This is a genomic window from Pedobacter sp. MC2016-14, assembly GCF_020991475.1.
In the GTDB taxonomy this organism is placed as follows: domain Bacteria; phylum Bacteroidota; class Bacteroidia; order Sphingobacteriales; family Sphingobacteriaceae; genus Pedobacter.
This window is the reverse complement of record NZ_JAJMPA010000002.1, coordinates 102,047-116,509: the sequence shown is the minus strand read 5'-3', so window position 1 is coordinate 116,509 and position 14,463 is coordinate 102,047. Positions and strand designations below refer to the sequence as shown.

General features: G+C 41.6%; 13 protein-coding genes and 1 tRNA gene. 10 read left to right on the top strand and 4 right to left on the bottom strand.

Annotated features, from left to right (window positions below; translation table 11 throughout):
* Positions 1–49 precede the first annotated feature (49 nt).
* Both LPB86_RS12950 and LPB86_RS12945 read left to right on the top strand, forming a co-directional pair.
* Positions 50–123 (top strand) — tRNA-Cys (locus LPB86_RS12950).
* 29 nt (positions 124–152) lie between these two features.
* Positions 153–326 carry a spore protein gene (locus LPB86_RS12945; protein ID WP_230644570.1) on the top strand — a complete coding sequence of 58 codons (174 nt, stop codon included), beginning with the start codon at positions 153–155 and terminating at the stop codon, positions 324–326.
* Between the two features lie 81 nt (positions 327–407).
* On the opposite strand, the gene cobA is transcribed toward LPB86_RS12945, so the two are convergent.
* Positions 408–1,250, bottom strand: a complete 843-nt coding sequence (gene cobA, locus LPB86_RS12940) for a uroporphyrinogen-III C-methyltransferase (protein ID WP_370632820.1) — start codon at positions 1,248–1,250, stop codon at positions 408–410.
* A 170-nt stretch (positions 1,251–1,420) separates the two neighbouring features.
* On the opposite strand from cobA, the gene nirB reads away from it, so the two are divergent.
* Genes nirB through LPB86_RS12905 form a run of 7 tightly spaced genes read left to right on the top strand, consistent with a single transcriptional unit; the run spans position 1,421 to position 11,589 of the window.
* Entirely contained in the window at positions 1,421–3,937 is a 2,517-nt protein-coding gene (gene nirB, locus LPB86_RS12935) for a nitrite reductase large subunit NirB (RefSeq protein ID WP_230644568.1), read from the top strand.
* A gap of 12 nt (positions 3,938–3,949) precedes the next feature.
* A complete protein-coding gene (gene nirD / locus LPB86_RS12930; RefSeq protein ID WP_230644566.1) occupies positions 3,950–4,300 on the top strand; it encodes a nitrite reductase small subunit NirD in 351 nt (116 codons plus the stop codon).
* A gap of 24 nt (positions 4,301–4,324) precedes the next feature.
* Positions 4,325–4,720 carry a hypothetical protein gene (locus LPB86_RS12925; protein ID WP_230644564.1) on the top strand — a complete coding sequence of 132 codons (396 nt, stop codon included), beginning with the start codon at positions 4,325–4,327 and terminating at the stop codon, positions 4,718–4,720.
* A gap of 11 nt (positions 4,721–4,731) precedes the next feature.
* On the top strand, positions 4,732–6,063 hold the full coding sequence (locus LPB86_RS12920) for an MFS transporter (protein ID WP_230644562.1): 1,332 nt from the start codon (positions 4,732–4,734) through the stop codon (positions 6,061–6,063).
* Between the two features lie 8 nt (positions 6,064–6,071).
* Positions 6,072–9,593, top strand: coding sequence for a nitrate reductase (locus LPB86_RS12915; RefSeq protein WP_230644560.1), 3,522 nt, complete (start codon positions 6,072–6,074; stop codon positions 9,591–9,593).
* 9 nt (positions 9,594–9,602) lie between these two features.
* Positions 9,603–10,109 (top strand): nitrate reductase associated protein, encoded by a 507-nt coding sequence (locus tag LPB86_RS12910; RefSeq protein ID WP_230644558.1) that lies wholly within the window; start codon positions 9,603–9,605, stop codon positions 10,107–10,109.
* Between the two features lies 1 nt (position 10,110).
* Positions 10,111–11,589: a rubredoxin gene (locus LPB86_RS12905; protein WP_230644556.1), complete on the top strand. Its 1,479-nt coding sequence runs from the start codon at positions 10,111–10,113 to the stop codon at positions 11,587–11,589.
* Here the strand turns inward: LPB86_RS12905 and LPB86_RS12900 are convergent.
* From LPB86_RS12900 to LPB86_RS12890, 3 genes are all read right to left on the bottom strand, one after another.
* Positions 11,586–12,170: a molybdenum cofactor guanylyltransferase gene (locus tag LPB86_RS12900; RefSeq protein ID WP_230644554.1), complete on the bottom strand. Its 585-nt coding sequence runs from the start codon at positions 12,168–12,170 to the stop codon at positions 11,586–11,588. The two genes, LPB86_RS12905 and LPB86_RS12900, sit on opposite strands and share 4 nt — an antisense overlap.
* Before the next feature lie 12 nt (positions 12,171–12,182).
* Positions 12,183–12,866 (bottom strand): Crp/Fnr family transcriptional regulator, encoded by a 684-nt coding sequence (locus LPB86_RS12895; protein WP_230644552.1) that lies wholly within the window; start codon positions 12,864–12,866, stop codon positions 12,183–12,185.
* Between the two features lie 98 nt (positions 12,867–12,964).
* The gene (locus LPB86_RS12890; RefSeq protein WP_230644550.1) at positions 12,965–13,699 is read right to left on the bottom strand and encodes a hypothetical protein; all 735 of its coding nucleotides are present in this window, start codon (positions 13,697–13,699) and stop codon (positions 12,965–12,967) included.
* 118 nt (positions 13,700–13,817) lie between these two features.
* Here LPB86_RS12890 and LPB86_RS12885 point away from each other — a divergent pair, with 118 nt between their 5' ends.
* Positions 13,818–14,453, top strand: coding sequence for a Pr6Pr family membrane protein (locus tag LPB86_RS12885; protein ID WP_230644548.1), 636 nt, complete (start codon positions 13,818–13,820; stop codon positions 14,451–14,453).
* Positions 14,454–14,463 lie beyond the last annotated feature (10 nt).

The window sequence follows — 14,463 nt, the reverse complement described above, 5'->3', positions numbered from 1 at the left end:
ATTGCATCATAACATTTTATTGCTATTTTTGCAGCCTGAATTTAAACAGGGTCGAGTGGCCGAGTGGCTAGGCAGAGGTCTGCAAAACCTCGTACAGCGGTTCGAATCCGCTCTCGACCTCCAGATTTTTTAATAAATAAAAAAACATTGACATGGCAGTTACAAGACTAAAAAGAAAAGACAGAAGGAATAAAACATTCGCAAAATTGGATGTTAAAAACTTGAAATTGGCAACTAACATTGAACTTGGAAGTCGCTCAAGACAATCTACTAAAGATCAATTGGCTAAAAACAATGCTTTATTAGACATCCTTACTAAAGGATAGTTAGCTCTAAAACAAAAAAGAAAAGCATTCTTCGGATAAACCGGGGAATGCTTTTTTTTTGTTTATAACTTTCTGATCAGCTTATCCCGCAAGCTGCTTATTATTGTATTGCGAACAGATTTCCCTGGCACGCACCACATCCCCGATTACAATCACCGCAGGATTACTCAAACCTGCTCTTAAAGCTGCTTTCTGCAAATCTCCAACTTCACAAACTACTTGCTTTTGATGCGGCAATGAAACATGTTGAATGATGGCAGCAGGTATTGAACCCAAACCTTCAGCTATATATACGCCTGAGATTTCAGCCATTTTTCGCATGCCCATATAAATCACCACGGTTGCAGAACTTTTCATCGCAAATTTTAGGTCTTTTGAAAGGCTTCCATCTCTTTTGGTGCCTGTAATGATCCATAAACTTTCACTGATACCACGATGCGTTAACGGAATATCTACCATTCCCGCCCCTTGCATACTGCTGATTCCAGGAATATATTGCGCGTTGATCCCATGCGCTTCTGCAAACAACAACTCTTCAAAACCCCGTCCGAAAATAAAAGGATCTCCGCCTTTTAAACGCACTACAGTATTATACCGACTGGCATATTCGACGATGAGTTCGTTTATTTTGTCCTGAGGGGTACAACAGCCATATGGTTTTTTACCAACATAGATCTTTTTGCATGTTTTTGGAGCCAGATTTAACAATTCCTCATTGCTTAAATTGTCATAGAGGATAACTTCCGCCCTTTTTAACAGATTATAAGCCTTCATAGTGATCAATTCCGGATCTCCAGGACCAGCACCCATAATAAAAAGCCTGCATTCTTCAATTTTACGCTCCATAATGACATTATTTAATTGACTAATGGTAAAATTGATAAATAAAATCCATAAATCACAATATTTTATGATATAAATCATATTTATTATTGTTTTTATTTTAAAAACAATACATTTGAATATTATAAATCATACTAAACAAAACAAACACACATAAAAACACCAAAAAACATTAAAAAATCTACACTAAAACTAAAAACTACAGAAAAACACAAAAAATTTGAACCATAAATCACAAAATCTTTAAAATTATGACTGCATTAAAAATAATCGTGATTGGAAATGGAATGGTAGGCTATAAATTCTGCGAAAAAATACGCGCTAAATCTCCAGATTTTGAAATTGCTGTTTTTGGAGAGGAATCCCGCAGAGCTTATGACCGCGTTCACCTTAGTGAATACTTTGCCGGCAAGACCGCAGATGATCTTTCGCTCTCTACCGAAAGCTGGTACCAGGAGCAGAACATTACCTTACACTTAAACCGTCCTATTGTTAACATCAACAGGGAGCTAAAAATAGCTTACAGTGCCGATGGCTCAGCTCATCCTTATGACGTACTTGTTTTTGCCACGGGCTCCGCAGCTTTTGTTCCAAACATTCCCGGTATTGAAAAAGAAGGTGTTTTTGTGTATAGAACACTTGAAGACCTGGACCTGATTAGCAATTATGCCAGAAAAGCAAAAACAGCGGCAGTTATTGGTGGTGGATTATTGGGATTGGAAGCCGCAAAGGCATTAATAGATCTGGGCATTGAGCAAACGAGTATTGTAGAATTTGCCCCAGGATTAATGCCCAGGCAAATTGACGCCGCAGGTAGCAATATGCTGGCATCTAAATTGGCCAATCTGGGTTTACAAATTCATTTGAACAAAAACACCAGCAGCATTGAAGGTGAAAATGGTATAACAGGACTTAAATTCAGCGACAACAGTGTACTTGATGTAGACATGCTGGTAATTTCTGCAGGAATAAAACCAAGAGATGAACTGGCTAAAGCCTGTGGACTGGAAACGGGTTTGCGCGGGGGCATTGTGGTAAACGAAGCCATGCGCACAAGTGATCCTGCCATATATGCCATAGGGGAATGTGCACTGCACGAGGGCATGATTTATGGTTTGATCGCTCCAGGATATGAAATGGCCGAAGTACTGGCGACTAACCTTTGTGCCGGCAGCAAAACCTTCAGGGGCTTTGACATGAGTACCAAACTTAAACTGATTGGGATAGATGTGGCCAGTTTTGGGGATAACTTTATTACGGAGCCGGATTGCCGCACCATTGTTTTTGAAAACAAACACAAAGGGATTTACAAAAGAATTAACATCAGCAACGATGGGCAGCACCTGCTGGGTGGCATTTTAATTGGTGATGCATCGGCCTACAATATGCTGCTACAGACCGCCGATAATAAAATGATCTTGTCGGAAAATCCGGAAGAACTGATTTTAGGGAGTCGGGGAGGTTCCGACAGTTCTTCAGGCGCTGGAATTACAGGATTACCAGATTCAGCACTAATTTGTAGCTGTGAGGGGGTGACCAAAGGAGACATCTGTAATGCCGTAGAAAATGGCTGTTGTGAAAATATTGATGAACTGAAAAAATGCACCAAAGCAGGCACAGGTTGCGGTGGTTGTATACCGATGGTGAAGGACCTGATGACCTACAGTCTTAAATCTCAAGGCAAATACATTAAAAATGTGATTTGCGAACATTTCAACTACAGCAGACAGGAATTATTTGACCTGATCCATATCCATGAATTAAAAAGCTACGATGAAGTACTGGACGCTCTGGGCAAAAATGACGGATGTGAAGTCTGCAAGCCTCTGGTTACTTCGCTCCTGGCCAGCCTCTGGAACGAGATGATCCTTAAAAAAGGAAATGACGTAGCTCAGGACAGTAACGATCGTTTTCTGGCCAACATCCAAAAGGGAGGCTCCTACTCTGTGGTACCCAGGGTTGCTGGCGGAGAGATTACACCCGACAAACTGATTGTAATTGGCGAGGTAGCAAAAAAATACAATCTATACACCAAAATAACGGGCGGGCAGCGTATTGACATGTTTGGCGCACACCTTAACGACCTTCCGGTGATTTGGGAAGAGCTGATTGCTGCAGGCTTTGAAAGTGGTCATGCTTATGGCAAAGGCTTAAGGACTGTAAAAAGCTGCGTGGGCAGCACCTGGTGCCGATTTGGATTACATGACAGCGTTAGTTTTGCCATAAGGATCGAAGAAAGATACAGAGGGATTCGCGCCCCACATAAGTTTAAGTCTGCCGTGAGTGGTTGCATCAGGGAATGTGCAGAAGCACAAAGCAAAGACTTTGGCATCATAGCTACGGAAAAAGGTTGGAACCTTTATGTTTGTGGAAACGGGGGGAGCAAACCTCAGCATGCGCTACTCTTAGCAACCGATTTGGATAGCGACACCTGCATCCAATACATTGACAGGTTTTTGATGTTCTATATCCGCACGGCCGATCCACTAACGCGTACAGCAACCTGGCTGAACAAAATGGAGGGCGGTATAGATTACCTGAAAAATGTAATCATCAATGACAGTTTAGGAATGGCCGCACAATGGGAAAGAGAAATTGGAAATCTGATTACGGCTTACAAATGCGAATGGAAAGAAGCCGTTGAAAACCCCGCCATCAGAAAACGTTTTTCGCACTTTGTTAATGCGCCGGAAGACAAAGATCCTACCATAGAATTTGTTGAAATGCGCGGACAGAAGCGAACCGCAGAATGGAATATAACCACCTAAATCCTACACAAAATGACAGAAAAATCAAACAACTGGATTGCCGCCTGCCGCGTGGAAGACGCTGTTGAAAATGGCGGGGTTTGCGTAAAAAATGGTGAGGAGCAGATTGCACTTTTCTACTTTACCCGTAGAAATGAATGGTTTGCCACGCAGAATGAGTGCCCGCACCGAAAACAAATGGCATTAAGCCGTGGCATGATTGGCTCTACTACCGATGAACCTAAGGTAGCCTGCCCTTTCCACAAAAAGACATTTTCATTAAGCACTGGCGCTTGCTTAAGCGGTGATGAATGTGCCATTAAAACCTATGCCGTAAAGGTAGAAAACGATACCGTGTACATCTGTACAACCCCTAAATCCTAAACCAGCACCCTAAAAACTTAAATTATGAAGAATTTTTACTTTTTAACATTAGCCAGCTGCCTGACCATCGGCTTAGGCTCATTTTCCGCAAGTTGTCAAACCAAAGCGGTTTTATTTGAAGGCACACTGGTTGCAGGATATGTAGATCATGGGGCTTTCATCAACTGTACAGGCCCGGCAATTAAATTTAGCAAAAAACCTTATGCAGTACTGATTGGCTTGCTGCCCAGCTTAAGAGTCAAGGAAGATAAAGTAAGCACAGGCGCCCCGAAAAACAGCATAGTTACCCCTAATTTGGGCTTTGGCCTAACGGCTGCATTTGGTCATCTTGCTTTGCAAATACCATTTTATTACAATGCCAAAACAGCTGTAAAAGATGGCAAATGGAATCCCGGTTTAGGTTTAGGTTATAAATTTTAAAAGATAATGTTATGCTTAACTCCATCAGTAAACCACTAGACAAGCTCAACATTTTTTCGCTTAAAGGGGTTCAAATGAAAACCTTTCACATTACCTGGCTCACTTTCTTCTTTTGTTTTTTTGCATGGTTTGGCATGGCGCCATTGATGAAAATTGCCAGGGAGCAACTGCATTTAACCAAAGACCAGGTGGGCAATATCCAGATCGCATCGGTTTCGGCCACCATTATTGCCAGGCTATTGATTGGCCGGCTAATTGATCGTTATGGTCCTAAAATCATCTACACCTGGCTGCTGGTCATTTGTGCCGTTCCGGTCCTGCTCATCGGAACCAGCCAGTCTTACACCTCCTTTTTACTTTTCCGTTTGGCCATCGGTATCATCGGCGCATCTTTTGTAATTACACAGTTCCACACTTCCATCATGTTTGCACCCAACATTAAAGGCACCGCTAATGCAACAGCGGGAGGTTTTGGAAATGCGGGAGGTGGTGCTGCCAACGTATTTATGCCGCTAATTGCATCAGGATTTACAGCCCTTGGCTTTTGCAGCGCCGCAGACAGCTGGCGTTTTGCCATGATTGTACCTGGGATAATGCTTTTAGTTTGTGCATTTCTATACCACAGGTATACTCTTGACAGTCCGGAAGGAGATTTTAAAATGCTTGAAAAAGCAGGTTCAGTAACAACGGAAAACACCTTTTTAATTGCAGCTAAAGATTACCGCACCTGGATTTTAACCGTAGCTTATGCAGCCTGTTTTGGTGTTGAAATTACGGTAGACAATTTTGCACCCATATTTTTTACAGATTCTTTTGGGGCCACTATAGCCATTGCAGGATTGGTTGCGGGTATTTTTGGTTGGATAAACATCTTTGCCAGACCTTTGGGCGGAATTTTTGCAGACAAAATTGGTAATCGCTGGGGATTTCACGGCAAAACCTTACTGCTTGCTGTATTACTGTTAATTGAGGGAATTGGCTTAATCTGGTTTGCGAAGTCGGGCAACCTTGGCATGGCTATTTTTATGATGTTTCTGTTTGGGCTAAGTTTAAAAATGGCCAACGGGGCTACCTATAGCCTGGTTCCTTTCATTAACCCTAAGGCCGTTGGAAGTGTAGCCGGAATTGTTGGCGCAGGCGGGAACATCGGTGCAATGCTGATTGCATTTATGTTTAAAGCAAAAGCCATTCACGCTGGCAACAACACCATTGATTACACCACAGCCTTTACCCTTCTGGGATTTATTATCCTTGGCATTGGCATCGCTGTACTTGTTTTTAGAACGATAATGGCTCAAAAAACGGTTCATATAGAAGAATTGACACTAAGCACAGTTAAGTAAAGCCTATATTGGAAAAGGAAAACAAAATATCGCCCCTAAAAACCTCTACCTGCTGTTACTGTGGCGTTGGCTGTGGTATTATAGTGCAGGAAGACCATCAGGGCAATATTTCCGTTGAAGGCGACGAAAACCATCCTGTAAACAAGGGAATGTTGTGCAGCAAGGGGATGAACCTGCATTACACGGCAAATGACAAAAGTGATAGGTTGCTATATCCGGAAATGCGCTATAACAAAAATATGCCTTTACAACGGGTAAGCTGGGACACGGCTTTAACCCGGACTGCTGCCGTTTTTAAAGCCCTGATTGAAAAACATGGCCCGGATAGCGTTGCCTTTTACGCCAGCGGACAGTGTTTAACAGAAGAATATTACGTAGTTAACAAATTGATTAAAGGTTTTATCGGCAGCAACAACATCGATACCAACAGTCGCCTGTGTATGAGCAGTGCTGTTGTTGGTTACAAAATGAGTCTAGGGGAAGATACCGTGCCCATTAGTTACGATGATATTGAAATTGCCGATTGTATTTTTGTTGCCGGTGCAAACCCTGCCTGGTGCCATCCCATCCTGTGGCGCCGGGTAGAGGCAGCAAAGCAGAAGAATCCTGAGCTAAAAATAATTGTTAGCGATCCAAGAAAAACACAGAGCTGTGCTATAGCCAACGTTCACCTCCAGCTTAATCCAGGTAGTGACATTACCCTCCACCACGCTATTGGCCGTTGTTTAATTGAAGCCGGAAAGGTTGATTTTGATTTTCTTGGCAAGCATACAAATGGCTATGAGGAGTACCAGTCAACCGTTTTCCAAACCTCTATAGCCGATGCGGCCAGTATTTGCGGCATTGAGGAAGACGAGATCCGCCTGGCTGCAAGCTACATTGGAAATGCAAAGGGCTTCATTAGCATGTGGACCATGGGACTTAACCAAAGCGTAGTTGGCACCCATAAAAACCTTTCTTTAATTAATTTAAACCTCATTACTGGACACATTGGCAAAGCGGGAAGCGGTCCCTTTTCGCTAACAGGACAGCCTAATGCTATGGGTGGCAGAGAGGTTGGCGGCTTAAGTAACCTGCTGCCTGCACACCGGGTACTTGCAAATGAATTGCACAGAAATGAAGTAGAAAAATTCTGGCAAATCCCCCTGGGCAGCATTCAAGCTAAACCTGGCCTTACGGCGACAGAAATGTTTGATGAGCTAAACACAGGGAAACTTAAAGCCATATGGATTTTATGCACAAATCCCCTGGTAAGCCTACCGGATGTTCGCAGTGCTGAACAGGGCTTAAAGAAAGCTAAATTTGTAGTGGTTCAAGACATCAGCAACAAGGTAGAAACCTTAAAATACGCTGACGTGGTACTCCCTGCAGCAGCCTGGACGGAAAAAGAGGGAACTATGACTAATGCTGGCCGCTACATTTCCCACCTCACTAAGGTTACAGAGCCCCCCGGTGAGGCTTTAGCAGACGCCGAGATCATTTGTCGCTTTGCGAAAAAAATGGGCTATAATGGCTTCGACTTTAAAAATGCAGCGGCGATTTACGATGAGCATGCCGCACTGACCAAAGGGACAAATGTTGACATCAGCGGCCTCAATTATCAAATTTTAAAGGAAAGAAGAGCCGTACAATGGCCCTACACAAATGGTACCGCAGCATCTGGTACAGCAAGGTTATTTACAGACCACCAATTTTTTACCACCGACCGCAGAGCCAACATCCTATCTTTTGGTGATCGCAATCAATCTGAGCCTTTAACCCCGGCACATCCCCTTATTTTAACAACAGGCAGGATCAGGGATCAGTGGCACACCAGAAGCAAAACCGGAAAAGTAAATAAGCTGAACCAGCACATTAGTGAGTCATTTTTAGAAATTAACCCCTTTGATGCTGCCAGCAGAAATATCAAAGACAATGAGGTAATTGAAGTGAGCAGCCTGCGGGGGAATGTACGTGTAAAAGCAAAACTATGCAGCGACATTAAGCCCGGGGTAGTCTTTATGCCGATGCACTGGGGCAGGATTTTAGATAACGATTTAAACAGGGTTAATAATTTAACCAATAACCTGGTTGATCCCTTAAGTAAAGAACCAGATTTTAAATTTACCGCGGTGCAGGTAAAAACCTATCAGAAAGCAAAACAAAAGATTATTGTAATTGGCGCAGGCGCTGGAGCATGCGGGTTTGTAAAAAGCTACAGGGCCTTAAATACGGAAGATGAAATTGAAATCTTCAGTAAAGAGAATTTCCCATTTTACAACAGGGTACTTTTACCTGACTATATCATTGGTACTTTAAACTGGGAGAACCTTATTAAAATGAGCGACCTGGAAGAAACGGATTACCGTATCAAATTACACAGGGGTATTGGAATTGAAGGGATAGATAAAGAAGCGAAAACAGTGACGGATTGCAATGGCGTTATACACCATTACGACGTACTGGTTCTTGCAACAGGCAGCAGGGCATTTGCGCTAAAAGACCTTCCAAAACTAGCGGGCATTTTTAGCATGCGCAGCCGTAACGATGCGGACAGTTTCAGGAAGCATCTTTCCAGGACAAACAACAAGGTAGTTATTGTTGGCGGAGGTTTACTGGGTATAGAATTGGCTGCATCACTTAGTGAAACGGGATCTCAGGTCACCATCATCCAACGAATATCCAGGCTTATGGGGCGCCAGCTTGACGCTTTAGGTAGTCAGTTGTTGCATGAAGAACTAAGCAGCAAAGGCATTGAAATTTTGTATAATGACGAGGTAGACCGGGTAATCGGGGAAAAAAGCATATCAGGAATCCGCCTTAAAAGCGGCCTAATGATCGCATGCGAGTCATTGGTTATTGCTATAGGTACGGTTCCGAATACAGAAATCATTAAAGCGGCGGGGATAGACTGTAAAAGAGGAGTTGTAGTAGATGAATACCTGAGGACCAATGAAAATGACATTTATGCCATTGGAGAAATTGCTGAATTTAAAGGTCAACTGTATGGTATTACCGCCGCCGCAGAACAACAGGCTGAAATTGTTGCCCGATTTCTATGTGGCGATATTGCAAAATACTACCAGGGCAGTTTGCTCATGAACATTTTAAAAATGCACAGCCTGGAATTGTGCTCTTTAGGCTTAGCAGAGGTACCGGCAAACGACCCTGGTTATGAAGAGATTGTTTTTATAGATAAAGCAAAGCGATACTACAAAAAATGCATTGTGCATCAGGACAGGCTGGTGGGCGCCATCTTAATTGGCGATAAAAGCGAGTTTCTAGAATTCAGGAACCTGATTGAAAACAAACTGGAACTAAGTGAAAAGAGGATTCAACTGCTAAGAAGTGGCAAAACCGCAGCGCCAATAATTGGTAAAACAATTTGTAGCTGTAACAATGTAGGGGAAGGTAATTTGATCCATAAAATAAAAGAAGGTTGCAAAGACCACTTACAGCTTTGCCAGCTAACCGGGGCTGGAATGGGTTGTGGAAGCTGCAGACCAGAAGTTAAGGCAATTTTAGATGCGGTATTGCAAGAACATAAATAATTGACAAACATGAGAAAAGTAAAACTTGGTCCTTCGGAATTTAAAAACCTTAAAGAGATTGAATACTTTAAGTTTGAAGAAGATTTTATAGAAGAAAATGTGAGGTGTATCCCCATGACAGTCCGTTTTAAAATGGATGCTGCCGGGATAAAACTTAAGTTGTCGGAATGGAGCAAATTTCATCCTGCCGAGCGGATACAACTGGCGCTACTGCCTATACATACCAGCTCAGAAACGAAATACTACCACCAGTTTTTGATTGGTCTGATTGCAAAATATACAGGTAACGAGGCTACAGCGCTCAATATTGACCCCCAACCAGAATGGGGCAACCTGAAAAGTATCCCTCAACTACTTAAAGAAAAATCTGAAGAACTGGAACTTCAGATTTCTATTTCGCAATGGCAAAAACTAACTAACATTCAACGCTTTGCGCTGTTAAAACTCTGCAGACCTGGGCATGAAAACAAAAACTTTCCTATAGCATTTAAAGAATTTGGTCTCTTAAGCGATTAATATGCATCAAACGGTAATCATCAATTTTCCGGGAGGCATAATTTCACCAGGTGAACTGCACAACATTCTTTTTGCAGCCAGGAATGCCCGGGTACAGTATGTACGCTTTGGCCTCCGTCAACAATTGCTGGTAGATGTAAGCACTTACCATTCTGCTTCATTTTATGCAGAGCTGGATTTACTTGCAATTGACTATCAGGTTGACAACAATAAATCGCCAAACATCATCAGCTCTTATCCTGCCGAGGAAATTTTTACTCAAAACACCTGGTTAACAGAAGGGGTTTATAAAGATATCCTTGATGAAATTGATTACAAGCCATCACTTAAGGTGAACATTTGCGACAGTGACCAAAGCTTTACCCCTATGCTTACCGGAAATATCAACTGGATTGCATCCTCACAATCAGAACACTACTGGCATTTGATTATCAGGTTCCCGAAAACTAATGTCACATTTGAGTGGAGCCAGCTGTGCTACACCAATCATATTGACCGTGTAACCAGGGCGCTCGAAAACCTGATTATCGGCCATCCAGATCTTTTTATTGACAATATATCTGCCAAAGGGGAAGAACTTTTCAGTTTATTAAACCATGACAACATCATCTTGAAGCCTGCCGAACATGCTGCGCCCCTTTCTTCATTTAATCTTCCTTATTATGAGGGCTTAAATCGTTACAACAATAAGTACTGGCTGGGCATTTACAGACGCGATGAATTGTTTAGCATCCAGTTTTTAAAGAAAATGTGTGAGCTTTGCCTGGATACAAAATTGGGGCAGATGTGTTGCACGCCCTGGAAATCTATCATTGTAAAAGGAATAGAAGAAAAAGACAAAAGTAAATGGAATGCCCTGCTAGAGGAATTTATGATCAACATGCGACATGCTGCTAATGAGCTTAACTTTCAGGTAGAAGACAATTGCATGGAAGGATTGGCATTAAAAAACTTTCTGGTAAAACATTTAAGCATTGAAGATACCAGAACTTATGGTATTTGCTTTGGGATAAAAACAAGGAAAAAAAGTGAGGTATTTAGCAGTATCCTAATTAGAAAAAGATACTTCTTTAATTTCCTGGGCTTAAAATTGCTCCCGGTTTATGACATCTTGTGCGCAAAGGATTTTAACCCTAATGAACGAACAGGTGAGATTTTTAGCAAGGGAAACCCTGCCTTTATACTTCCTGAGCAATTGCGAAGATCCATTTATAAGTTTCAAAAATATAGATTGAGTACACTGAATGCTAAACCATTTCACCGAGTTGCTCCAATTGATGAGTTGCTACCAAAAGAAAATGAATTTGTATACCAATGCAAGGCTTGTTTTACAGTTTACGACGAAAGCATGGGAGATGCAGGGCAAAACATTAATCCGGGAACTGCTTTTGGAGACTTACCTGAAGACTATTGCTGTGCGCTGTGCGAGGCTGAAAAATCTGATTTTATAAAAATTAGCCTGGCAGATCTGCAAATTTAAAAGCCCTTAAGATCGTCATTGGTATTCAGGTTTCTGAAGGATGGATAATCCATTTCTTCCAGCTCAATTTCAAAGACATTTAGCTTAGCGAGGATAAATTTCATGCTATGCCTATCTAAGGTTTTCGCTTGATACATCTGCAAGGCTTTTTTCAGTGCCTTGGCAGTATAAATACCGAACATAGGCTCTTGCCGCCCATTTTTTGTAAACAGGTAGGCATCCGAACCCGGATGGGAGTTAAACGAATACCGTAGTTTCTCCATCAATTTACCCTCCATATAAAGCAAGTCGCAAGCCAATACAAAAAGATCTTGCTCCGCCGCCAGCTTGTGTGCTGACAACAAGCCCAACAAGGGGCCCTTGATTTCTAGCTCGGCGTGGTCGGTAATCAGGTCTTCCTGATCAAAAAAAGCTGAATACATTTCTTGCTGCCTATCATTAACGGATAATTTTACGGATATATTTAAAGTCTGAAGTTTATTGGCTGCCAGATTGGCCCAAAGATGACCTTCATGTCTCAATAATCCTTTATCTGTGCCCATTCTTGAACTTTGCCCACCACATAAAACTATGCCTAACATGCAGCTCTAAATTTATTTAGTACTCAACTCTGTTAATCCCTGTTCATCTTCAACACGAATCATCTTACCTTGAACGCTGATCAGCTTTTCAGCGAGCAGTTCGTTCATCGTTCTGAAAACAGTTTCGTAAGTGGCTCCGGTAAAGGCCGCTAAATCCTGACGGCTCAGGTCTAAGTTTAAATATCCCTGCTCATTTAATCCAAACTGATGCTTAAGGCCTAAAATGGCTACCGCTAACCGGCCTTTTACCGACATGAGTGCTAAATCTCTCATTTTCTTTTCGGAGGCATGCAGTTCATCGGCATAAAACATCAACAAACCGTAGGCAAATTCATGATTTACCTTTATGGTAGCTTTAAAAAATTCTATGTCAACAAAACAAAGGCTGGTTGTTTCTAAAGCGGTGGCAGATATTGGATAGGTAGAAATGCTGCTACTGATGCCCCTATGTCCAAATATAGCACCGTCATTTGCGAAACGTAAAATGAGTTCCTTATCGCCCCATTGTTTATGAACTTTTACATTACCAGCGTTTACAAAATAAACGCCAGTTACAGGATCACCCTCTCTGATAATAACCTCACCTTTTTTAGCAATGAAGTTTTTCCTGTGACTTGCAATTGCTGGATGCCATTCCTTCAATGAGAGGCGGCACATGAAGCAGGTGTCAAGGGTACAAGGGCTATTTTTTTTCATCGGTATAAATTTGTTTTCAATGGTGATGAAGCTATCATGATTTATTCATGCCAAGTGTGATTTGAAAATAGTGATGGCTGTGCTCAACAAAATTAGTATTAAATCTTAGATACGGGATTTTTTCGATCCCATAGTGCTACTATCTTTGCCAAAAGCACGTCTCCACCGGCATAGAAGAATACGGCACCTATAGGTGGATTGGCTGCAGGCAGGTAGCCAAAGATCCGGGGTGTCCAGGCCCAGCATTTAAAGTAGGTACCTGCCAGTTCAATCATGATTACACAAAGTGCAATAAAGTAGTACATATTTTCCCATCGCTTTCTTTTTAAAAGGAGAAAAAAAAAGAGCCCGAAAATTAAGGTAAAGATGTCACTAAAAGTGATCCCCACAAATAGAAAGATAATAACAAAACTAACGGCAAAAAACACCCGTAGTTCTTTATCCTTCCGATCTGCAAAAGAAGTTTTAGCAAAAATATAACCGGATGCATACACTATGGCATGGCCAAAAGGCACGTACAATGGTATCATTTCTGCACGATAGCTGTACATGCCTAATAACTTACAGAAAATGATTTCGCCCAAATAGGAGAGAAAAACCATTACAAACATCAATTTACGCAGATGTATCCCTGATGTAAAATACATCAGCAAGAAATAGCCTACCGCCAATAGATTAGTAATTTGGCGGCCGTCAAAATAATGATAAAAAAAATAAACAGAATCTATGCCCAGGGCCACAATGGTAAAAAGAGGGAAAGCTAATGCTAACCCGAGTTGCGCCTGAGAAACATCGCTTATTTTTGATTCTTTAATACTTGGTATTTGTTCCATTTCTAAGGCTATTTAAAGCCTTTTTATACTATTTTCAACAAAAGTAAGGCATTCCCTCGCCTAATCAAAAATAAAACTTTAACGTCATAATTCTTATTTTGCGGGCAAATACGCTACTATGATGAAAACATCACTTAAATCTCTCTACGCCACTATTTATGCCTTAGTGCTTTGGTTTGCCTTAATACTCCAGTTTTACATCTCTACAAGGCTATATTTGGATAAAGACAGAACCTTTGCTGGTGCAGTGCTACAAATCATCAGTTATTTTACTATAGAAACGAATTTACTGATTGCGATAGCTATAACGACAATTCTTTTAAAGCCGGGCTCTTCCTGGGGGAAGTTCTTTGCTAAAAGCACTACGCAAACTGCCATAGCAGTTTACATTTTGATTGTAGGTTTGATTTACGTTGTGCTGCTTAAAGGCCTCTGGCAACTGGATGGTTTATTTAAACTAACAGATTTTCTGCTCCATACTTTCAGTCCAATTGCGTATCTGTTGTATTGGATCTTTTTTGTTTCAAAAGAAACCATTGCCTGGAAAAACCTGCTATCATGGGCGGTTTTCCCGCTTTTATATCTCTTTTACAGCCTTATCCGTGGTGCAATTTCAGGTTATTACCCCTATCCTTTTGTAAACGCAGCAAAGTTTGGCTACCTCCAGGTAATGCTGAATTCATTAGGCATACTCCTGGTTTTCATAATATTTAGTGCTGCATTAATAGTTACTGCAAGACTTTTAAAAAAGTAAATCCTACTTT

Bases quoted from the DNA above. Each gene is read 5' to 3' on its own strand.
- cobA (WP_370632820.1), bottom strand. From the start codon at position 1,250: ATGATTTATATCATAAAATATTGTGATTTATGGATTTTATTTATCAAT.
- LPB86_RS12900 (WP_230644554.1), bottom strand. From the start codon at position 12,170: ATGTTAGGCATAGTTTTATGTGGTGGGCAAAGTTCAAGAATGGGCACA.
- nirB (WP_230644568.1), top strand. From the start codon at position 1,421: ATGACTGCATTAAAAATAATCGTGATTGGAAATGGAATGGTAGGCTAT.
- LPB86_RS12910 (WP_230644558.1), top strand. From the start codon at position 9,603: ATGAGAAAAGTAAAACTTGGTCCTTCGGAATTTAAAAACCTTAAAGAG.
- LPB86_RS12920 (WP_230644562.1), top strand. From the start codon at position 4,732: ATGCTTAACTCCATCAGTAAACCACTAGACAAGCTCAACATTTTTTCG.
- LPB86_RS12890 (WP_230644550.1), bottom strand. From the start codon at position 13,699: ATGGAACAAATACCAAGTATTAAAGAATCAAAAATAAGCGATGTTTCT.
- LPB86_RS12925 (WP_230644564.1), top strand. From the start codon at position 4,325: ATGAAGAATTTTTACTTTTTAACATTAGCCAGCTGCCTGACCATCGGC.
- LPB86_RS12905 (WP_230644556.1), top strand. From the start codon at position 10,111: ATGCATCAAACGGTAATCATCAATTTTCCGGGAGGCATAATTTCACCA.
- LPB86_RS12945 (WP_230644570.1), top strand. From the start codon at position 153: ATGGCAGTTACAAGACTAAAAAGAAAAGACAGAAGGAATAAAACATTC.
- LPB86_RS12895 (WP_230644552.1), bottom strand. From the start codon at position 12,866: ATGAAAAAAAATAGCCCTTGTACCCTTGACACCTGCTTCATGTGCCGC.
- nirD (WP_230644566.1), top strand. From the start codon at position 3,950: ATGACAGAAAAATCAAACAACTGGATTGCCGCCTGCCGCGTGGAAGAC.
- LPB86_RS12885 (WP_230644548.1), top strand. From the start codon at position 13,818: ATGATGAAAACATCACTTAAATCTCTCTACGCCACTATTTATGCCTTA.